The sequence below is a fragment of the Pedobacter sp. AK017 genome (genome assembly GCF_014200825.1).
In the GTDB taxonomy this organism is placed as follows: Bacteria; Bacteroidota; Bacteroidia; order Sphingobacteriales; family Sphingobacteriaceae; genus Pedobacter; species Pedobacter heparinus.
The window spans coordinates 1-22,228 of sequence record NZ_JACHCW010000016.1 but is presented as its reverse complement, the minus strand read 5'-3'; the positions used below and the strand labels follow the sequence as shown (position 1 = coordinate 22,228).

20 protein-coding genes are annotated in these 22,228 nt (G+C 36.7%); 13 read left to right on the top strand and 7 right to left on the bottom strand.

Translation table 11 applies throughout. The features are described 5' to 3' along the window. Positions 1-2: 2 nt before the first annotated feature. From HDC92_RS19890 to HDC92_RS19880, 3 genes are read left to right on the top strand one after another with little or no spacing between them, the layout of a single operon-like run. Positions 3-863, top strand: a complete 861-nt coding sequence (locus HDC92_RS19890; protein WP_183876809.1) for an ABC transporter permease — start codon at positions 3-5, stop codon at positions 861-863. A 10-nt stretch (positions 864-873) separates the two neighbouring features. Continuing rightward, positions 874-2,136 (top strand): ABC transporter ATP-binding protein, encoded by a 1,263-nt coding sequence (locus tag HDC92_RS19885; RefSeq protein ID WP_183876808.1) that lies wholly within the window; start codon positions 874-876, stop codon positions 2,134-2,136. A gap of 3 nt (positions 2,137-2,139) precedes the next feature. Then, positions 2,140-3,402, top strand: coding sequence for a glycosyltransferase family 2 protein (locus HDC92_RS19880; protein ID WP_183876807.1), 1,263 nt, complete (start codon positions 2,140-2,142; stop codon positions 3,400-3,402). A gap of 22 nt (positions 3,403-3,424) precedes the next feature. Here HDC92_RS19880 and HDC92_RS19875 read toward each other — a convergent pair whose 3' ends face one another. Beyond that, positions 3,425-4,324, bottom strand: coding sequence for a glycosyltransferase family 2 protein (locus tag HDC92_RS19875; protein WP_183876806.1), 900 nt, complete (start codon positions 4,322-4,324; stop codon positions 3,425-3,427). A gap of 181 nt (positions 4,325-4,505) precedes the next feature. Here HDC92_RS19875 and HDC92_RS19870 point away from each other — a divergent pair, with 181 nt between their 5' ends. The 9 genes from HDC92_RS19870 to HDC92_RS19830 all read left to right on the top strand — a co-directional run bounded on the left by HDC92_RS19870 (position 4,506) and on the right by HDC92_RS19830 (position 15,182). Further along, on the top strand, positions 4,506-5,516 hold the full coding sequence (locus tag HDC92_RS19870) for a glycosyltransferase (protein WP_183876805.1): 1,011 nt from the start codon (positions 4,506-4,508) through the stop codon (positions 5,514-5,516). A 238-nt stretch (positions 5,517-5,754) separates the two neighbouring features. After that, a complete protein-coding gene (locus HDC92_RS19865) occupies positions 5,755-7,479 on the top strand; it encodes an HAD-IIIC family phosphatase (protein WP_183876804.1) in 1,725 nt (574 codons plus the stop codon). 12 nt (positions 7,480-7,491) lie between these two features. After that, positions 7,492-7,728, top strand: a complete 237-nt coding sequence (locus HDC92_RS19860; RefSeq protein WP_183876803.1) for an acyl carrier protein — start codon at positions 7,492-7,494, stop codon at positions 7,726-7,728. A gap of 3 nt (positions 7,729-7,731) precedes the next feature. After that, positions 7,732-8,139 carry a VOC family protein gene (locus HDC92_RS19855; RefSeq protein ID WP_183876802.1) on the top strand — a complete coding sequence of 136 codons (408 nt, stop codon included), beginning with the start codon at positions 7,732-7,734 and terminating at the stop codon, positions 8,137-8,139. A 2-nt stretch (positions 8,140-8,141) separates the two neighbouring features. After that, entirely contained in the window at positions 8,142-9,596 is a 1,455-nt protein-coding gene (locus HDC92_RS19850; protein WP_183876801.1) for an MBOAT family O-acyltransferase, read from the top strand. Positions 9,597-9,601: 5 nt separating this feature from the next. Beyond that, positions 9,602-10,516: a hypothetical protein gene (locus tag HDC92_RS19845; protein ID WP_183876800.1), complete on the top strand. Its 915-nt coding sequence runs from the start codon at positions 9,602-9,604 to the stop codon at positions 10,514-10,516. Continuing rightward, positions 10,513-11,787 carry a sialate O-acetylesterase gene (locus HDC92_RS19840; RefSeq protein ID WP_183876799.1) on the top strand — a complete coding sequence of 425 codons (1,275 nt, stop codon included), beginning with the start codon at positions 10,513-10,515 and terminating at the stop codon, positions 11,785-11,787. The genes HDC92_RS19845 and HDC92_RS19840 overlap by 4 nt, the downstream gene beginning before the upstream one ends. Before the next feature lie 12 nt (positions 11,788-11,799). Further along, a complete protein-coding gene (locus tag HDC92_RS19835; protein WP_183876798.1) occupies positions 11,800-12,894 on the top strand; it encodes a DegT/DnrJ/EryC1/StrS family aminotransferase in 1,095 nt (364 codons plus the stop codon). Positions 12,895-13,004: 110 nt separating this feature from the next. Beyond that, a complete protein-coding gene (locus tag HDC92_RS19830; protein ID WP_183876797.1) occupies positions 13,005-15,182 on the top strand; it encodes an acyltransferase family protein in 2,178 nt (725 codons plus the stop codon). On the opposite strand, the gene HDC92_RS19825 is transcribed toward HDC92_RS19830, so the two are convergent. From HDC92_RS19825 to HDC92_RS19815, 3 genes are read right to left on the bottom strand one after another with little or no spacing between them, the layout of a single operon-like run. Further along, positions 15,179-16,189 carry a UbiA family prenyltransferase gene (locus HDC92_RS19825; RefSeq protein WP_183876796.1) on the bottom strand — a complete coding sequence of 337 codons (1,011 nt, stop codon included), beginning with the start codon at positions 16,187-16,189 and terminating at the stop codon, positions 15,179-15,181. The genes HDC92_RS19830 and HDC92_RS19825 overlap by 4 nt on opposite strands. 24 nt (positions 16,190-16,213) lie before the next feature. After that, positions 16,214-17,413: a glycosyltransferase family 4 protein gene (locus HDC92_RS19820; RefSeq protein WP_183876795.1), complete on the bottom strand. Its 1,200-nt coding sequence runs from the start codon at positions 17,411-17,413 to the stop codon at positions 16,214-16,216. A 4-nt stretch (positions 17,414-17,417) separates the two neighbouring features. Further along, positions 17,418-19,226, bottom strand: a complete 1,809-nt coding sequence (locus tag HDC92_RS19815) for an ABC transporter ATP-binding protein (RefSeq protein ID WP_183876794.1) — start codon at positions 19,224-19,226, stop codon at positions 17,418-17,420. A 181-nt stretch (positions 19,227-19,407) separates the two neighbouring features. Between HDC92_RS19815 and HDC92_RS19810 the strand changes: the two genes are divergently transcribed. Then, positions 19,408-20,379 carry a glycosyltransferase family 2 protein gene (locus HDC92_RS19810; protein WP_183876793.1) on the top strand — a complete coding sequence of 324 codons (972 nt, stop codon included), beginning with the start codon at positions 19,408-19,410 and terminating at the stop codon, positions 20,377-20,379. A gap of 25 nt (positions 20,380-20,404) precedes the next feature. Here HDC92_RS19810 and HDC92_RS19805 read toward each other — a convergent pair whose 3' ends face one another. The 3 genes from HDC92_RS19805 to HDC92_RS19795 form a co-directional block, all read right to left on the bottom strand. Next, positions 20,405-21,046, bottom strand: coding sequence for a DUF6266 family protein (locus HDC92_RS19805; RefSeq protein WP_183876792.1), 642 nt, complete (start codon positions 21,044-21,046; stop codon positions 20,405-20,407). After that, complete coding sequence (locus HDC92_RS19800) at positions 21,033-21,695, bottom strand: hypothetical protein (protein ID WP_183876791.1); 663 nt, start codon at positions 21,693-21,695, stop codon at positions 21,033-21,035. The genes HDC92_RS19805 and HDC92_RS19800 overlap by 14 nt, the downstream gene beginning before the upstream one ends. 59 nt (positions 21,696-21,754) lie before the next feature. Continuing rightward, a partial coding sequence (locus HDC92_RS19795) for a DUF6266 family protein (RefSeq protein WP_183876790.1) occupies positions 21,755-22,228 on the bottom strand: 474 nt, incomplete at its 5' end.

Genomic DNA, 22,228 nt, shown 5'->3' with positions numbered 1-22,228 from the left:
AAATGAATAACAAGGAGAATGTTTCTTCAGATTGGGAATGGGAGATAAATTCAACCAGAAGTTGGTTTAAATTGGGTTTAAAAGATCTTTACTTTTACAGAGGTCTTATTCTTCGTTTTGTACGGCGTGACCTGCTGGCTAGCTATCAACAAACGATAATCGGTCCACTTTGGCTGTTTTTACAGCCACTGTTAACAACCATAATTTACATGGTTGTATTTGGAAATATAGTTAAAATTTCTACTGATGGAATACCTAAAATATTATTCTATTTATCTGGGAGCATTATATGGAACTTTTTCTTTGATAGCCTTTCCGGTACCATGTACACGTTTATCACCAATTCACATATTTTTAGTAAGGCTTACTTTCCCAGACTGGTTATGCCTGCAAGTATCATCATTACACAAATGGTTAAATTGCTGATACAATCTTTGTTGTTTGTAGTGATTTATTTTTTTTATCATATATCCTATGGTATGTTTAACTTATCAGTTTCATTACTGCTGGTTCCATATCTCATCATTCTTACAGCAGCATTTGCAATGGGCGCTGGATTGTTAATTTCAGTGTTTACCGCAAAATATCGTGATGTAGATACTTTTATACAATATATATTGCGCTTATTCATGTTTGCCACTCCGGTAGTATTTCCAAGCTCAATTGTTCCAGCAAAATACGAATTTCTATTATGGTTAAACCCGCTTACGCCAGTTATAGAAACTTTCAGATCTATATTTTTTAACAGTTCGGATATTCGCTTCGATTATTTGTTGCTGGCTACAGTTGAAGTCGCCATCCTATTGTTGTTAGGGCTTGTACTATTTAAAAAACGGGAAATTGAAGTAATGGATATCATTTAAATTTGAATTGATGGGAAACTTAGTATTAAAAGCTGAAAATGTATCGAAGTATTATCGTTTAGGCGTAATTGGTTCAGGCTCGTTAAAAGAAGACATCCAAAATCTATGGACAGGTACTTTTTCTCCAAAACATAAAAAAGTGCGATTGCCAACAGATAAAGCTAATGCCAATGAACTTTGGGCATTAAAAGATATCAATTTTGAAATCATGCAGGGGGATGTTGTGGGCTTTGTTGGTAAAAATGGAGCTGGAAAATCGACTTTATTAAAAGTGTTGTCGCGCATTACATTACCAACAATAGGTTCCATTAAGGGTAAAGGGCGGATTGCGAGCTTACTAGAAGTAGGAACCGGTTTTCATGCAGAATTAACCGGCCGGGAAAACATTTTTCTAAATGGTCAGATCTTAGGCATGAATAAAAAAGAGATTGTAAGCAAATTTGATGAAATAGTAGATTTTTCGGGAATTGAACAATTTTTGGATACACCCGTAAAAAGATATTCAAGTGGAATGTATGTACGACTTGCCTTTGCAATAGCTGCACACATTGATCCTGATATATTAATTGTTGACGAAGTACTGGCAGTTGGAGATGCAGAATTTCAAAAAAAATGTCTGGGCAAAATGAAACAGGTCTCTACAGAAGAAGGCAAAACTGTACTTTTTGTTAGCCATAATGCACAGGCACTTAAAAATTTATGTACTAAAGCTATTTATCTGGAAAAGGGCAGCATGATTGACATAGGACGTCCAAATGATGTTATAGCTAATTACTTAAAACGTGAACAAACTTTTTATCTAAGCAAAATATTTGCGGATCCTGACGCAGCACCTGGAAATGAAAATATCCGGATTAAACGTGTAGAAATGCTGCCGCAATACCTGGATACCAGCAACATCATTGACATCAGAACACCACTCATCATTGAATTTGAATTTTGGTATTCTCCAACTGAAGAAATGCATCTGGGGGTAAATATCCTACTAAATACTGTAATGGGTGAATGTATTTTTGATGTTGCCTCACTAGCGGGTCAGTACACCAAAGGGTTGATCAAAGGGAAATGTACCATCCCTGGTGACTTTCTGAATAATGGCTCCTATTCAATAGACTTATTGTTTGTAAAAAACACAAGTAGCTCTTTGTTTGATTTTGAAGAATGCTTATCTTTTGATGTTGAGGACTTTAGAGAAAATACGGCATGGTACGGCGAGTGGGTTGGTGCGGTTAGGCCAAAGTTTAAAGTACAACTACAACAGGACGGGTTTTAAAATATGGAAAACTTCAAGCCCTTTACCATACAGCATCTCCAGGTTGATCAACTTGATTTTTTTATGCCATTTCCTGTTAATTACTACCTGGTTTTTTGGTGGAAAAACATTCCTTTAGGACACTTATGGCTATATACCTATAACAGCACCATCGATAGTACAACCTTCAAACAAAAGGTAACAGGTGCTATACAAGAGGCCGTTGATCATTACGCCACTATACAGAAAAAGGATAACCAAACTTTATGGAAAACCTATCTGTTAAATAGTGACCTGGAAAAACTTAAGCTAGAACTGGATGATATCATTCCTTTAAAAATAGGCAGTACAACTGATGAAAAGCTTTCAATTGTAATTTGTACCCGAAACAGACCAAAGGCACTTGATCAGTGCGTAAAAGCCCTGATGGATTCACAGGATAAGGATTTTGAATTAATAGTGGTCGACAATGCGCCTGATGATGATAGTACAGAGCAGATCATGAAAAAATACCCTGATGTAAAATATGTAAAAGAACCTCGTAAAGGACTGAGTATAGCTCGTAATACAGGTGTCAGGCATACAATACATAATATAATTGCCTTTACCGATGATGATGTAATTGTTGAGCCTAACTGGACCAGAATTATTAAAACAACTTTTCAGGATCCTTTAACCATGGCTGTTACCGGCTTAGTGATTCCGATTAGTTTACAGGTTAAAGCGCAATATCTTTTCGAAAAAAACCAGGGTTTTAATAGGGGTTATATAACAAAAGTTTTTGACAAGAACTATTTTGAAAAGTACCTTAATATTGGTGTCCCGGTGTGGGATATTGGCGCAGGGGCCAATATGGCATTCAGGCGCAAAATTTTTGAACAGATAGGTTGGTTTGATGAGCGATTGGGTGCGGGGGCCTCGGGTTGTAGTGAAGATTCTGAATTTTGGTACAGAATAATGGCCGAAGGCTGGAGCTGTAATTATTATCCGCAATTATTTGTTTATCACCAGCACCGTGATTCTGAAGCATCGCTAAAAAATCAAATGTTTAGCTATATGCGCGGGCATGTTAGTTCCTTACTGCTGCAATACAAAAATTATCACCACAAAGGCAATTTATTTAGGCTGTACCGGGTACTACCGGTTTATTACCTTAAAAGGATATGTTCAGCTATTCTTCATCTTCGGTTTTATGTATTAAAAGGTACTTTGAACGAAGTTTATGGATGCATTTCAGGTTATCTGTATTATTTTAAATATTGTAACGGAAAACAGAATGATACATAAAAAGACCAGTATATGTGATTGATTATGATTTAAAAAACGACAAAAATGTTTTAAATATCAAATCGAAATATAATCGTTTATCATATTTTCTTAAAGTTTTAAGCGTTAATTTATTTGATTCAATACTTTCGTGGAAAACCTTGACCATTTCATTGTGCATAATATTACAATACCAGTTTTTCCAGAAAGTCTGACCTAAATTAAACCAATGTCTTTCATTGGCATCTCTCAAATTACTTTTTTGTGCATCTAATATTTGTAAAGCGGTACTTAGCATCATTGCTGAGCCTTTAGATACGTTTGAATCATGAATAAAATAGACCGCAATTAATTCTGTATGGTGGGTAACAGGATATCTGCGTGCCACCTTCAAATATAAATCATAATCTTCACAGACCTTCAATGTAGTGTCGTATCTGAAGGAATCAAACACCCAGCGTTGAAACATTACAGCAGCGATCATAGCTATGAAGTTGGTTTGCAAAAGATTACAATAATGATCGGAATCTACTTTTCGTGTAACATCACGCGTTGTTTGATCGTGGCCATAAAAAAATCGAAATCCACCAGACACAAAAGCCAGTTGTGGGGACATTCGGATAAAGTTCAGATTTATCATTAACGCATCTGTTAGTAACCAATCATCCGCATCCAAAAAAACCAGGTAGTCACCAATACTTTGATCAATACCGGTATTCCGTGCTGCAGAAAGTCCCTGATTGATTTGATATATATATTTAACCTCTTTATAATTCTGGGCTATTTCTTTAGTATTATCTTTAGAACCATCATCTACAACTACAATTTCAAAATGAGTATAAGTTTGTGCAAGCACACTTTCTATTGCCTTGGATAAATATTTTCCATGGTTATAACATGGGATAATGACACTAACCAGCGCCTCATCTTTTAAATTGATCATAGTTTACCACATTTTTAAATGCAACAATTAATTTAAAAGTTTTTATATTGCATACGGAACAAAAATAAAACAAACTTTTACTTTTATACATAAAAAGTACTCTCCTCCTGAAATACCAAAGTCCGGTGTAGAGCGCAATTGATGTGAAAAATGTTGATACAGATCGATATATTGATTAATTATGTTTGAACGAACGCCTAAAGCCCCCCCAAGGATTGCGCCAATACCACTAAATGTTATCAGACCAAAATGGTCGGTTATGATTCCATCATACAATTGCATTCATTATTTGCGTAAAACTATAAAAAGCGTTTTAGAACAAGCGCCTTCAATAGAAGAAATGCAAATAGAAGTTGTTGATGACTTTAGTACTGATGGTGATGTAGAGGCATTGGTGAATGAAATTGGCAGAAATAGGGTCTCTTTTTTTAAACAACAGAAAAATGTAGGAAGTCTTCGTAATTTTGAAACCTGTATCAATAGAGCCAGAGGAACATTTGTTCATATCTTGCATGGAGATGATCTTGTTAAACCAGGATTTTATGAGGAAATAGATAGTTTGTTTGTAAAATTTCCGGACATCGGAGCCGCCTTTACTGGCTGCACAGATTTTAATGAAAATGATGTGCCTATCTGGGACAGCAAAAAAATCCTCTCCGAGCCTGGTATAATTGATAACTGGCTACTTAAAATAGCAGAAGGACAACTGCTGCAAACACCCTGCATTGTGGTTAAACGGAGTGTATACGAACATCTGGGCAGTTTTTTTGGTGTACACTATGGTGAGGATTGGGAAATGTGGACACGCATTGCGGCTCATTATCAGGTTGCCTACTCTCCCAAACCTCTAGCATTTTACAGGGTTCATAATAGTAATATCACAAGTAATTCTTTCCGCTCGGGTCAAAATATAAAAGACATTTCTACAGTAATTAATATCATTCAGGATTATCTACCCAAAGAAGAAAGAAAAAGATTAAAGAGAATAGCAAAAAAAAATTATGCTTTTTATATTACTATGAATGCTGATGCCCTTTACCATAACAATAAAGACCCAAAAACAGCATTGTTGCAAACGGCAAGGGCTTTCAGGCTGCACAGTAACAAACATACTTTATACTATTTTCTTAAAATTTCGATAAAAGCATTAATTGGATATAAAACCAAAACATCGCATACATCGAGAGTTTAAGATGATTTGAGGTCAAATATATTGTTCTACATCTCATTCAAATAAAAATTAACCATTTTACAATTAAATTCTGGGATAATTAGGGAGACGATGTAGACTGTTCAGAAATAAAATTTGGCATTCCTTTTCGTTTTAGAAAAATGGCTATTTTCCAAAAAAAATTATTAGGTTTGGTTACTGTAATTAACGTAACAACGAATGTTTGCTGTGATCATTTTATACAGTGTTAAAAAATAATATGATAACCTTTAAGGAACTTAAACGCAATTTAAAGAAAGAATACCCTACCCTTCCTGTCAAAAAAGTAGCGCTCTTAGGTGATGTTGCTACACAGTTTTTAGCTGTATCCGTTAAAGGAATGGGATACGAAAGAAACTATAATATCGATTTATTTGAGGCCGAGTTCAATCAGGTTGAACGCCAGGTAATGGATCCCACTTCAGACTTACATGAATTTGGTGCCGACTATACCATTGTTTTTCAAACTACACACAAATTATTGGAAAAATATAGTATCATGTCCCCCTCAGCACAAGTAAACCTTGCAGAAGATCGGCTAGATTTTGTCCGCACATTATGCAATTCGGTTAAAGGACGTATTATCTATTATAACTATCCGGAAATAGAAGATACCGTTTTTGGTAGTTATGCCAATAAGGTACCCTCTTCATTTACATACCAGGTACGCAAGCTTAATTTTGAGTTGATGAACCTGGCACAGGAAAATCCAAACCTGTTTATCTGCGACATCGCCGGATTACAAAATAAATTCGGACGTGATGTCATGTTCGATAGCAATATATACGTAAGTACAGAAATGGTACTCAGCCTGGATGTTCTGCCCTATGTAGCTTCCAGAACGCTGGATATCATAAGTGCTATAGAAGGGAAATTTAAAAAGTGCCTGATCCTTGACCTGGACAATACTACCTGGGGAGGCATAGTTGGTGATGATGGTTGGGAAAATATTCAGGTTGGACATGGTTTAGGTATAGGTGTAGCCTTTTCCGAATTTCAGCAATGGGTCAAAAAACTAAAAAACCGGGGCGTCATCATTGCAGTTTGCAGCAAAAATGACGAAGACAAGGCAAAGGCGCCCTTTGAGAAGAATCCAGAGATGGTACTAAAAATGGAAGACATTGCTGTTTTTGTAGCCAACTGGGACAATAAAGCAGATAATATAAGGATGATCCAGGGAATTCTCAATATTGGATTCGATTCTATGGTATTTCTTGATGACAACCCTTTTGAACGGAATATGGTACGGGAAAATGTACCCGAAATTACAGTACCCGAACTCCCGGAAGATCCGGGTGGATATTTAGAATATCTATATTCGTTAAATCTTTTTGAAACCGCGTCCTATTCTAATGCAGATGCCGACCGAACCTTGCAATATCAGGTTGAAAATCAACGTGTTTCACTTTTAAAAAGTTTTACCAATGAAGCTGATTTTTTAAAATCCTTAGATATGCTTTCAGATGTAAAAGGATTCGATTCTTTGAACACCGTGCGTGTAGCGCAACTCACACAACGTAGCAACCAGTTTAATCTGCGTACTGTCCGTTACACAGAAGCTGAAATTGAGGCCCTGGGTAAAGATGATGAATATGTAAATTTCTCTTTTACCCTTTCAGATAAATTTGGCGACAACGGACTTATCTGTGTCATCATTTTAAAGAAGCTTGATAACGAAACACTATTTATAGAGTCCTGGTTAATGAGCTGCAGGGTGCTTAAACGCGGCATGGAGAATTTTACGCTAAATACCATTGTAGGTTATGCTAAAGATAATGGCTTTAAACGGATTGTTGGTGAGTATCTGCCAACAGCTAAGAATCAAATGGTAGAAGCGCATTATCCCAAGCTGGGGTTCAATAAACTGGCCGCAAAAGAAACCATGCAATTTGAACTTGACGTAAATACCTATCAAAACAAAGAATGTTATATCACTAATAAATAATAAGAACAAAGAATGGAACACAATGAAATTTTAGCTAAAGTACAGGAGATTTTCCGTGACGTACTCGATAATGATGATATAGTACTAAGCCCTCAGACTACTGCTGATGATGTGGAGGATTGGGACTCCCTTTCGCACATTCAACTGATTGTGGCTATTGAAAAGGAATTTAAAATAAAATTCACGTCCAAAGAAATTCTTTCCTGGGCAAACGTGTCTGAAATGATTGAATGTATAGCCAGCAAGTAAAAGATGCTCAGTAATTTCAGATTTCATCACATTGGCTATGTAACAGATAGCATTGAGCATACCGCGGCACTTTACTTGAAGGCTGGTTATCAGGCAACGTCCAGAATAGAAGACGAAATTCAGGGCGTTTATATCTGTTTTCTGACAAAAGATGGTTTCCCTCGTATAGAACTGATAGAGCCTGTTAGTGAAGTATCTTCAGTAAATAAAATTTTGAAAAAAAGTGGTGTAGCCCCCTACCATGTCTGCTACGAAGTTGATGACATTAACGAAGCATTTGATAAATTGGTGGATGAACAAGGTTATATCCCGCTTTTCCGTCCTGTTGAAGCTATTGCATTGGACAATAAACTGATCTGTTATCTGTATAAAAAAGAAATAGGGTTTATAGAACTGGTAAATAAAGATTAACGATGGTCGTAAATTCAATCAATTTTCTGATATTTTTCGTAGTTATCTTTTTTGTATACTACTTTCTATTGAAAGGCAAAGGCAAAGCACAGAATGTATGGTTGCTGCTGGCCAGCTATTTTTTTTACGGTTTTGCAGAATGGAAAATGATTCCGTTACTGCTTACGGCTACCATTGTTTTTTATGGCATTGGGCTTTCCATTGGAAATTATAACAAGACCAACGAAAAAAAAGCATCTATACTAACTACCGTAGGTGTGTTGCTGGGTCTGGGCTTGCTTTTGTACTTTAAATATCTGAATTTCTTTATACAATCTTTTAGTGATTTTTTTAATGCAATCGGACTTCAAACACATTGGAGTACCTTTAACATCTTGATGCCATTGGGCATTAGTTTTTTTACTTTTAAGCTGATCAGCTATGTCATTGAAGTGCACCGTGGGCACATAGAGCCAAGTAAGGATTTTGTAGATTTTGCAACTTACATTTCTTTTTTTCCTACCATTCTTTCTGGCCCTATTGACCGTCCGAAACCTTTTCTGACGCAGCTGACAAAGGCACGTATTTTTGATTATGAACTGGCATCAATCGGACTGAAGCGGATATTTTGGGGAATGTTTATGAAAATGTGTGTAGCCGATAGGTTAGCCATTTATGTGGATGCTATTTTTGACAATGCCTTGCACCATAACGGAACCTCCCTTGCTTTTGCTTCCCTGCTTTATCCAATCCAGATGTATGCTGATTTTGCCGGCTACTCTGAAATGGCCATTGGTGTCGGTTGCCTGTTGGGAATTAAAATCACCGAAAACTTCAAAAGACCTTTCTTCTCTCAAAATATAGCTGAATACTGGCGAAAATGGCACATCTCGCTAACCGGCTGGCTTACAGATTATGTATTTATGCCATTAAACATACGCTTCAGGAATATGGAAAAATGGGGCTCTATTTTCGCCATCATCATTACCTTTGTGCTGATTGGTCTTTGGCATGGATCTGCATGGACCTTTGCCTTGTTTGGTTTGTATCATGGTCTGTTATATATTCCATTAATGCTCTCAGGAGCTTTTTTTAAGAAGAGTAAACTAAAAAAGAACAGCTATGGTTTACCAGTATTCAGTAGCAGCCTAAAGATGCTGGGCACCTTTCTGTTGGTTGCCCTCGGACTTATTTTGTTCAGGTCTGCCAGTCTTAATGAAGTTGGGATGATCCTATATAAGATAGCTGGCAACTGGGGAAGTCTGTTTGTTGATTTTAAATCATTGATAAATGGAATTCTTTGTATGATTATTTTGTTTTGTAAAGACTTTCGTGATGAATTTTTTCCGGATAAACAGGCTTTCTCTACAGGGGTTTTTCATCGGTACCGTTACGAACTGACCGTAGCTGCGTATATAGTTTTAATTCTGTTTTTTGGTGTACTTGACGGAAACCAGTTCATCTATTTTAAATTTTAGCCAGGATGAAAAAATTTCTAACAAGACTGCTGATCATTATAGCCATTACTTTAGTAGCAGACAGAGCCCTATCTTATGTTATCCGTTTCTTTTATAATACAACTACGACTACAGATGAATATAAAATAAACTCCGTTACCTCCCGAATGACTGATCCTGTTATATTTATGGGCAGTTCAAGGTGCCATCATCATTATATTCCCTCTATTATCGGTGATTCATTACAAACTGGTGTTTACAATGCTGGTTTATGGGGTATGCGTAATATTTATTTTCAGTATGCCTTACTTTCCAATATACTTGAGCGATATACTCCCGAAACAATATGCCTCGAAATACACCCGGCAGATTACCTTAAAACCCCTTTTTCAGATATAGGCACAGTTGGTATTCTGAGTCCTTTTATCCATTACAGCCACGACTGTGATGAGTTGTTAAAAAAAGCCGGTGTATATTATAAAAGTGAGGTTTCCCATTTGTACAGGTATAACAGTCAGTTTGCAAATATACTTGCAGGTAACCTGTCTGAACGCTCTTTTGCGGCAGACAAAGGATATAAACAATTAAATGGCCAACTGGATATCTCCTACGGAGCACCTAAACCAGAAAAGTTTCCGTTTGCTGTAGATCAGGAAAAAGTGCAATACCTCCAGGCTTTTATAGACAAATGCAAGAAAAAAAACATCAATCTGATCTTTTTATTTTCTCCAATGTATGCGACAGAAAAAACAAATTTATTTGACATTCCATCCCATATTGCAAGTAAAAACAACATCCCCTTCCTAAATCACTATTATCTGGAAGGTATTACCGGACACCTCCAATATTTTCATGATTTTGGTCATCTCAATGATGCCGGAGCCAAGTTATATTCCTCTATAATAGGTTCAGAATTAAAACGATATATCAAAAGGAAATGAAACAACTGCATTGGTTATGCTTCTTTTTAACAATTCTATCACTGGTCGGATGTTTTAAAAAATCTCAGCAAAAAAAAACAGTACTGGCCATACCCGTGTATGGCCAGAGTCTGGCACTAGGTGAAGAAGCCATCAGAATAACTGATTTTGACTCATTAAATAAACAGACGCATCATCATGTACTCACAGAAAACCTCGACGATAAGTTTGGATACCTTTCAGATACCCATTTCAAACAATGGATGAAAAAACTATTGCACGACAGACGTCGTGCTTTTGAGCTTTCCATATATGGCATGTCGGAAGTTGTGGTGAACTATTTAGACAAAAAAGGGTATCAGGATAGCGTGTTGATCTGTACTTTTCCAGGTGGACGGGGTGCTACCAGCATTGTTGATTTGGATAAAGGAAGCGAGGCATACATAAAATTTTTAGACGAGATAAAAGAAGCTTATGAAACAGCCCAGGATAAGGGCTGGAATTTTGTAGTTCCTGCTTTTTGCTGGATGCAGGGTGAAGATGACATTGTGTGGAAAAAATCCACCAATTATAAAAAGGACCTCGAACAATTTCAGACAGACCTAAACAAAGACATAAAAGCGATTACCAAACAACGGCGTAATGTAATTTGTATTGCTTATCAGACCAATTGCCTGACCTTATCTAAGGATTTTAAAGCAAATGACTTTAAAAGCAGAGAAACCTCGGTTCCTCAAGCACAGCTGGAGTTGATCAGAGATAATTCGTTTTTTATGGCCAGTGGCCCTACTTATCCCTATTCTTTTGCCGGAGGAGAACGTGTACACCTTGATGGCCTTTCGCAAAAACGTTTAGGCTACCTGGCAGGATTGTCAGTAGTAAGATTGCTTGAATCGCAACCTGGTGGAAAAGGGCTAACCCCTGAAAAGTTCAGGATATCAGGCAATACAGCAGAAATAACATTTAACGTACCCAGTCCTCCTTTAGTGCTCGATACCAATGCTGTATTAAAAGCTGCCAATTATGGTTTCAGCGTTATAGATTCAACAAATACCAACATTTTGAACAAGGTGAGCTTACAAAACAACAAAGTAATGCTTTATTGTAAAAAATCTCCTTCCGGGTGTAAAATAAGATATGCAGTAAATGGCATTAAAGAAAAAAGCGGTTACAGGTATGGTCCCAGAGGAAATGTCCGCGATTCACAGGGTATAACACAAACAGCAACTATTCTTAAACAAGTATATCCTTTACACAATTGGTGTTACCAATTTGACATACTTGTAAACTAACTCCATTCTTGCATGAGCCAATCCATACCATACGAAAATTTAAAAACACTTAATAAGCCGTTTGAGGAATTATTAAAACAAAAATTTTCAGATTTCTTAAGTAAGGGCTGGTATATTTTAGGCGGAGAAGTTGCTTCATTTGAAAAAGAATTTGGTAATTTCCATAATGAAAAATATGTAGTTGGTGTTGCCAACGGACTGGATGCACTGATTCTTGCTTTAAAATGCTGTGACTTTAAAAAAGGAGATGAAGTTATTGTCCCCTCAAATACTTATATCGCAACCATACTTGCAATTTTACATTGTGACCTGGTGCCGGTTTTTGTTGAACCAGATATCCATACTTATAACATTGACCCGAAGAAAATAGCAGGCGCCATTACGGAAAGAACAGTAGCCATAATGGTAGTTCATTTATATGGACAATGCTGTGATATGGAACCAATAATTTCAATTGGACAGCATAAAAAACTCAAAATAATAGAAGATTGTGCGCAGGCGCATGGCGCAGCATATAAAGGAAAACTGGCAGGAACTTTTGGGGACTTTGCTGCTTTTAGTTTTTACCCTACTAAAAATCTTGGTGCTTTAGGCGACGCGGGTGCTGTTATATGTAAATCTGAAGAACATTATCTGATGCTTAAACAACTTAGAAACTATGGATCTTCAGAGAAATATCACAATGCTGTAATAGGATATAATTCCAGGTTAGATGAAATTCAGGCAGCCTTTTTAAGGGTTAAGCTACCCTATCTCACTAAAATCAATTTATATAAGAAGGCACTTGCAGAGATATATCAAAAGAATTTAAACAATAAATTTATTAAGCCTGTAATAAATAAAGATTTTGATAACATTTATCATATATATAACATCAGGCATCCAGAAAGGGACCGTCTAAAAAAATATTTACTTGATAATGGTATTGGAACCGAGATACATTATCCGGTTGCTCCCCATAAACAAGAAGCTTTAAAGTTTATGCGCCACTTAAATTATCCGCTCTCATCAGAAATCCACCATACAACATTGAGTTTACCTTGTTCTTTTGCCCATACCCATGAAGACATTTATTATGTTGTTGAAACCCTAAATAATTTTAAATAGCAAAATATTTATGCATTACTTGATTAGAAAGTTGATATTACCCTTAATAAATACTTTGAGCTGGTATAATCCGAAATATGACTGGACAAGTGTAACTATTACTTTCTAAAATGACAGAAACTATTTTAAAATCATCAAAAAGGTCGGGCACACTTGATTTATTACGTTTCATAGCCGTATTGTATGTTTATTTCGCCCATTATGCCGATTCATTTAATTACATCTATCAAATAGTTCCTGCCAATTTAAAATACAACCCAGTAATTAAATATGGGGACACAGCGCTGCTAATCTTTTTCTCGGTAAGCGGTTATGTGGTTACAATGACCTCGATAAAAAAAGATTTAAGAGTATTCTTTATAACCAGATTATCCAGGATTTATCCCCTATTTTGGGTAAGCTGTATAGTAGCATTTCTTTTACCAAGACTGGTTTCGGAACACACCTATTTATCGCAATCTTCTTTTAAAACTTTTCTGGTTAATCTGACAATGATGCCTTCTGTCTTTAAGTATGAGATGATCAATCCCATTTATCATACACTACTTGCTGAGCTCATTTTCTATGCCTTTATAGGACTTATTATTGCTTTTAGGTTATGGAACAGGATTTTAATCATCATTGCCGCCTTACTGGTTTATTGCTTGTCGTATGGATTAAGTTTAGAAAAATCTGTGCAGGTATTTATAATACCTTATGTGGCCGGAATGCTATTTTATCTGATACGGATTAAATATGATAAACCCTGGAAATTGTATACCTTGCTGGGCATAACTTATATATGCCTGTTAAACATTGGCAGGATACTGGCACATGATGTGGATTTGTTTTTTGATAAACCGGGGCTTGTTAACCCCTGGATAATGTGTGTAGTTATTACTTTCATTTATTTTTTATTCCATTTAATATCAATCAATAAACTAAATATTAAAAGTACTGTAGTGACAGAGGTTTTGGGTCAGATAGCTTATCCTTTTTATCTGTTTCATATTTATTTTTTTTATGTGTACTGGTATTTTAGCGATAAAATACAACCTGATCTGTTGTTGATTGGCCTCTTATTTTTAATCATGATTGTTGCATGGATACTTCATGTTACTGTAGAAATTCCATTTTCACAATTATTGGCCAAAGGCCTCACTTATCTTGCAGACATTTTGAGCAAAATTAAAAGACACTTCCTTTCTTCTTTCAAAACCTTAAAAAAGAAAGCTTTAAACAGGAAGCAACAAACTGCATATCTGGCTAAAAGCCTGGAAGATTATACTATTTTAAATGTTAAACCCGACAGACCAGAAAAATGGGAAGATGGGATGCGTACCGATGGTGGGAAAGGAAGCTATGAGTGGTGGTATTTTGATACACATTTAGAGGATGGGTCGAAAGTGGTTATTGTATTTTATACCAAGGCAATGACCGAAGTAAACAAGTCTTTAAAAGCTTATGCGACATTAAATATTGATTATGCAGATGGTACCAGGTTTGAGCGTTACCTGCCTTCTGAAGATTTTAGTGCTTCGAAGGAACAGTGCGATGTGACCATTGGAAAATGCTATTTTAAAGGTGATTTAAAAACTTACCAGATTCACCTTGAAGACCATGATTTTAGTTTTGATGTTGAATTTTCTAATGAAGAAGAAAGCTGGCGTCCCGAAACAGGCCATTTAAATTTTGGAGATAAAGGTTTTCATCTTTCCTGGTTTGTTGCAGTACCTAAAGGGCGTTCAACTGTCAGTTACCGGATACCAGGTAAAACGGTTAATGTAAAAGGCACCTGTTACCATGATCATAACTGGGGAAATAAAAGCTTGCACAAACTTGTTAATCATTGGTATTGGTCCAGATCTGAATTTGGTCCCTACACAATCATCATGTTCCATATTATTCCAGCCAAAGCATTTGGCCACAATCCCATCAATATGGTTTATGTTTCAAAAGATGGGATAAAGATCGCAGATCATGCGGAATACCTGAAAGTTTACAGGAGTTATCCGGTAATTGCCGAGACTGGGAATAAACCTATCAGCAATGATGTGTTGTTTACTTATGAAGAGGGGGATTTAAAGCTTGATCTTCATTTAAGCCGGACAAGGGATATAATGCAAACTTATTTAATTTATGAAAAATTTAAGCGGGAACTTATAAAAACAGCTACTGGGTTTAATGGGGCTTACTTCAGAATTACAGGTAATTCCATATTACAGGTATATGATAAAGAACTAGTTAAGGAACGTTTTGAAAACAGCAACTCCATTTGGGAACTGATGTATTTTGGAAATCCTATTTAATTTATTATTTTTTTGTATATCGATTTACAAATATGGTAGGCATCCATACAAACATTGAGGGCAATTTTATGAAAAAGTAAAAGATGAGCTATCAAAACCACCCATCCATAAGCTTGAGTATATGAGGCATATACCAGCAGCGATAAGGGAAAAAACAGTGCGTAATAATCCAGCATCAACATTTGAAAATGGGTGTCTTTTTTAGATACTATGATGATTATTTCTGATTTGAACACCTTTTGACGGATAAAGATAAAGATCAAATAGATCAATAGGAATACCAATGGAAAACCAAAACCCAATTTAAATAATATAGTAATTAAGGCCATTATTTCTACGGCAAAAATTATTAATGATTTCAATTTAAAAGAATCAGGGTTAATGGTACTTACATAAGTTTTTATACCAGATTTAAGGTCATTTTCCCTGTCTAAAAACTGGTGCCATAAAATACTTCTTAGGCCATGACAAAAAGCTACAATACCAGCTGCCGTAAGCCAGGTAAAATCAAGAACCCATCCCGAAAAATGAGCTACAATCGCAATCGAGAACAACGTTGGAAACAAGTGCTCGGCCGCAGCACAGGCAATTACCCCCCAAAAGCCTCTATTTTTTAATCTAACTGGAGGAAATGAATATGAACTTATAGCAATAGCAATACACAAATAAAAACTAACAGCATAAATATCAGGATAAATGAAATAGGTCACCATTAAAACCAACATCAATGAAGATAAGGTTAAAAGCCATCGAGTAACCGGTTTAAGCCGCAACATCATGTTTGATTTTCCGCAGGCTATATCAATTTCCAGATCAGTAAGGTCATTAATTATTCCGGCATATATGGCCACCAAAATAAAACCAATTAAAATGATGAAAAAAGCGGGAAATAACAATTCATATAATGAGACCTTTGTAAGCAAAGCGGTTGCATAAGCAAAAGACAAAACCTGCGGGGTTTTATGGTCCCACCATTCCTGTGAACGTGTTAATTGAGCTAATTTCATTTTATGAACTTATTGTTATCAGGATCAGTATTTAGAAGTTATATTTTCAATTACATGATCAACAAAATCTTTTTCTGGCATTGCAGGTACTACTGCTGCTATTTGCCGGGCTGCCTCTTTTCCCATAACTTCCCAATCCTGCCGTTTGCTCCAAGCCCTTTCCATCGCCTCTTCAAAAGCATTTTCGTAAGGATAACCACTAAATCCGGTGATGTTTTCTTCCATAAGCTCTGTATTTCCTCCAGCATTTGAAACAATAACGATCCTGCCGGCAGCCATGGCCTCAACCATTGAAAGCGGCAGTCCTTCACTTCTTGAAGGGAGTATTAAAGCGTGATAATCCTGCCACAAAAGGTCAATGTCCTGCACCTGTCCGGCAAAAGAAATGTTCTGCACATCCAGCAGCGCAGCCATTTCTTTTAAACCTATATCGTCAATTCCCGAACCCACAAATGTGATCGTAATGGCTCTGTCCTTCCATTTTTTCTTACTCAAAATCCGGATCAGGATATCCTGGCCCTTGTCTAAAATAAAAAGACGACCGATACAGGCAAGTCTGAACCCATTTTTAGTATGTGGATACGGTTGAATTTTGCCGATTTTTAAAGGGTTAAATATAACATGACCATTGGTTAACCTTGTACCAAATTGTTCCTCAGTTAATATCTTGTTGTGTTTAGATACAAAATAACAGGCTTTAGCATGCTTTAATAGTTTAGTCATTAAATTACGGTCCGATTTTGCCGGCCAGTAAAAATCGACTGCCTTTTGACATACTAAGGAGTATGGAATATTTAAAGAATAGCATGCATAGCTAAAGCCCAATCCATCAAAATTTATTCCCTGGGAAACTATGGCAAATACATGGTTGTTTTTCTTTAACAATTTGGTCAGGTAGTTTACCCATGGGTTGTTCACAAAAGAGAATGGATTATCTTCTGACCAGATCTTCGTCACTACTTTATTAAACAATTTTGTGATGTTACGGCTAAAAAAAGGTTTGTGCTTATCAAATTCTTCAAATAAAACACCCTGGTTTGCAAGTTTTATAAATTCTTTATGTGCCCTGTTAATTTTACTTTTATAAACAGTGACCCGATATCCTTTTGCCAATAAAAAAGGTACACTCCTGCCCCACAATTCTTCACTTCCACCCCAATCCTCATAACAAGATGATATGATAGCCACATTTCCCAAATATTTTCCTGTATTTTCTGAATTCATTTAATTATACTTCTGAATCTGTTTTTTTAAATAACCTTGCATAATCACCTTCTATTGCCAGTAGCTCCTGATCAGTTCCTTCCTGTAGTATCTTTCCATTTGAAAGTACATAGATGTAATCGGCGTGTTTAACTGCAGAATGTCTATGGCTGATTACTAGTGCAGCACGATTTCCGATATGCTGTCTGAAGGAATCAAAAAGCTCCTTTTCTGCAACCGCATCCAATGCACTTGTTGCTTCATCTAAAATTAAGAACCTGGATGAACTGTATAGTGCTCTTGCCGTTGCCAGTTTTTGCCACTGGCCAATACTAATTTCATGTCCGTTCTCAAATACTTTGCCCATCATGGTATCATACCCTTCCTCAAAATCTTTGATGTAATCATCAGCCCCGGAATTCTTCGCTGCATTGATAAGGTCTTCCTCACGATGAACCGCTCTGTTAATATCTCCAAAACGAATGTTATCTGCGGCTGTAAAATTATATTTACAAAAATCCTGAAATACGGTGCCAATTTGTTTGTTAAAATCGGTCGCTACAAAATTTTGTATATCCTCTCCACCCAACATGATTGTTCCCGCACTTGGCTTATACAAACGGCAAAGAAGTTTTATTAAAGTTGTTTTGCCCGACCCATTCAGACCTACAACAGCAATTATTTTTCCGGAAGGAATTTTTAAATTGATATCAGTTAAAGTAGGTTTATTGCTGTTGGGATAGGTAAAGTGTACATGCTTCAGTTCAAGGTCAAGCTTTTCTTTTTCGGGCACCTGTTTTATTGTCTGAGGTACATGCGTATGCTTTTTTAGATCAAACAAATCAAATATGCTGGTTACAAAAACATTGTTCTGGTATAATATTGAAATACCTGAGGCGATACTTTGGAGTAAATTAAACGTTTGAGGAAAGATAACAAGTAATAAGGTAATGTCACCCAGCGAACCCTTGCTAACGCTTAACATCACATAAGCCATACTGATAAAAAATCCGGCATTTGCCAATCCGGAAGTAACGGCCTCACCTACGGTACGCTTATAGCTTATTTTTAATTTTTCCTTTAACAGGTGCATTCTGATCTGAAAGTACTGGGTTTTAAAATACCCGCCTAAATCGTAACTTCTTATTTCTTTGGCACTCGTATCTGAAGTTATCAATGTACTTAAATAGGCTGTTTTTCGCTCAATCGGTGTTTGCTTAATGCGCAGTACATTTTGCTTGTTAGAAAAATATATCCTTACCATTAACGTTGGAAAAACGAAAAGTGCCAGCATAGGAAGTAACATCCAGTTAATGGTAATCAGGATGAGTGCAACTCCCATAAGGCTCAAAATGTTCTTAATGATATCGAGGATAGATAAAATCACCTGGTTTGGGCGATAGGATCCGGCTTCTCTGGCCCTTTTAAGTACGTCAAAATACTCCGGGCTTTCATAAAATGACAAATCTAAATTTGCTGCTACATCATGTATCCTGTCATCTATATGCTCTGAAACCCTGGCGGCCTGAACTTCTCCTATATAAGCTGAAAATGCCTTTATGATATTATAGGAAACACCTATGGCTGCAGCAATGGATACATACTTTATAATGACGGCCCTGCCTTCGGGGCTGCTCAGGTCTAATTTAGAAACAGCATCAACCAAAAGTTTTAATGAATACAGTGAACCCAGCATAAAAATGGTTTCAATTAAGATCATCAGTATCACCAGTGCGGTCCAGCCTTTTGCTACAGACCATACAAGATCCAGCGTACGCCCTATATTAAGATTTGTTTTTATTTTTTTAATTTTTTCAGACAAATATTGTTTCATTGTTAGCATCCAGGCGTTTGATAACAAATATAGATGAATAGAATGCTAAAACTTCCATAATTAATCTGATATTTATAGAAATCCGGTTAATTTATTTTTCAAAATTAATTTTATCCATTTACTTATTCTATTGGTCAATTTCCTATTTTTGAATCCGTTTAGATCTACTCACATACCTATAATGATGTCTGGCAGTTTAGTTACCATAATAATTCCAACTTTTAACAGAGAAAAGAAACTTCCTAATGCTATAGAGAGTGCGCTAAATCAATCGTATAAGAATATTCAGATTATAATTGTTGACGATGGTTCTGTCGATCAAACTGCAGAACTTGTTAAAAAATACCCGCAGGTAGAATATTATTATAAAGAAAATGGCGGTCAGGCTTCAGCAAGAAACTTGGGTTTAAAGCATGCAAAAGGTTCAATTATAGCTTCATTAGATTCTGACGACATCTGGTATACAGACTTTCTGAAAAACTGCGTGGAAAAGCTGGAAAAAGATCAACTCGATTTCGTATTTGCCAATTGGGATCAGGATACAAGGGCTGGCGACACCTGGGATTTTCTTAATAATGATCCTTTTCTGGCACCCTATTTATATAAAGAAAAAGACGGTTGGATAGATCTAAACTACAAAGAAGTTAGGGAGTTATACATTAAATCATGCCCATCACCATCTTCATCACTCGTCATGCTCAAGTCTTCTATAGTATCCGGCTGGGATGAAAATATGAATATTGGCGACGATTGGTGTTTGTACCTCGAAATGATACTAACCAAAGAATGCAGGGCCGCTTTTACCTTAACTAAATTATGGCATAAAAGGATTGATGAGATCAACGTTTATGATGGTAGAAAATGGAGTGAGGTGGTCGAGTTTTTGTACATTGCAGATGCAAAAGCAAAAATCATTAAATTTGATAAGCTGCTTACCCCATTTGAAAGAAAAACCCTGGAGCAAAGGTATATGATTGGCCTTGTTGAATTTGCCAAACACAATTTAATACGTGAACTTAACTTCAAATATTCATTCATTTTACTGATCAGGTCATTTGCGGTGAACATCCCTTTCACCCTGAAAGAAATTCCTAAAGTATTTATTACTGGCTTACAAAACAAAAATAAAAAACTGAAAAAGCTGCTCACGTAAAATTATCTACAATGCCTCAACTGCTCTACATCAAATATTCGCCAACATAAACGCTTGTACTCACCGCATCTCCTTTCACATTTACATAATGCATCCAGGCATATACCCTGTCCCCTGCAAAATTCGCGGGTAGCTGCAGGTCCACTTGCTCATCAGCCCGTTTTGCCACATCCTTAAATATCACAAACTTTTGCTTTGCATTATTGTACACCACCACAGTCGCTTTATCACTTGCTTTGCAAAAAACGGAGGCCGATGGATTTTCCCACTTAATCTGCAGCACGCTGTCTATCAATACCAGTACCTGTTTAATCAGCGATATCAGCAACTCTCCCCTGCTCAGTATTACATTTGCAAAATCTATGGCATAGTTTTCCCTGCTGTTACCTGTTACTGCTTCTTTCAGTAATAATGACACAGCTCCGTTCATAGGCGTTTTTGTGCCAGTGAAAATCTGGAAACCAATCCATATCAGGTCTCTCAGGGGTTTTAACCAGGCGTTTACCATTGCAAATACAAAGCGCTGGTTTAGCTGTTTTTCTGATGGCGCTTTCGTACTGGGTTCTGCCAGGCTTTTTAACACAGCTATGCCCCGCCAGGTGCTCCCCACCACGTTTCCAATTTTGCCGCTAACAGGCCCGTTTATTCCATTCTTATATCTTCCCATCTTCGTTTTTTTTAGTTGTTTTCAAATCACATTCGCCAATGTAGTACCCGTCTTTGTTTAATTCAGCCATCAGATCAAGCAACAACAAGGCATTTTTGTTGTCCGTTAATGTTTCAAACCCTTTTGTAGTATGGTAATGCTCATAGTTTTTATCTACCTCTTCATATACTTCTTCCTTATTCAGCATAAATTGCGTTACCCCATAAAACAAAATCAGCTCCATGCACCAATAATAACTTAACACGTTAACGTAAATACTATTATAGCTGCCATCACAATCCATTTCATAAGTATAGGCGTAATAAATGCTTCCAGCTGCTTCATTAAATTCATCGTTACATATTATTTCCATACTGTCAAGGTTGTTTACCATTAAATAGGTATCCTTATATCGGGATATTTTATCAACAGAGCTCATGATCAGCTTAACCAGCGGATCTTTCACCTGCCTTAACAGCTCAATTTCATCTGTTATACACACATATTCACTGGGTTCAGCAAGCCAGTATTCATCTTCTACCCTTACCAGCCCTTTTAAATCCTTTAACTCATCTCGCATAGCGAGTAAAAAGCCATGTCGCAATAGCTCCATGATCATAAAATTCATCAAATGAAAAATTGATCCTTTAATTATCTCTTCTTCGTTCATAATATAATTTTCTCTTTTTAAAGTAAATCAAGGGCGGTGCCACGCACCGCCCCTTTAAATTAAAGCACTATAAACTCCCCTACATATACACTATCGCTCACCTGCTTACCATCAGCACTTACAAAAAACAGATACACCTGCACCTCGTCACCACTATACCCTGGTACCGGAAGCACATAAGCTTGGGCCGATCTTGGTACAGCATTAACCTTTTTGGTATAATTCCCTTTTGTGGGGTTAATGGCCAGTACAGTAAGCATATCCGTATCGTTGGTACTTTCCGGGTCCGAATCGTCAACCCAGCTAAAGTTCAGCTGATTGGCAACCGTAACGTTCACCTCAGGATCATCGGCTACAGGCAAATTGCCTTCACTGATCATTACCTTGGTATAATCAATGGCATAGTTCAGCGCACTGGTACCCGTAACCGCATTCTTCAGGTGATAAGAAGTGGCGGCGTTCATAGGCGTAATGCCCTTGTTAAACAGCTTATAACCTATGTTCAGCAGTGGTTTAAGTGGCTTCAAAAAGCC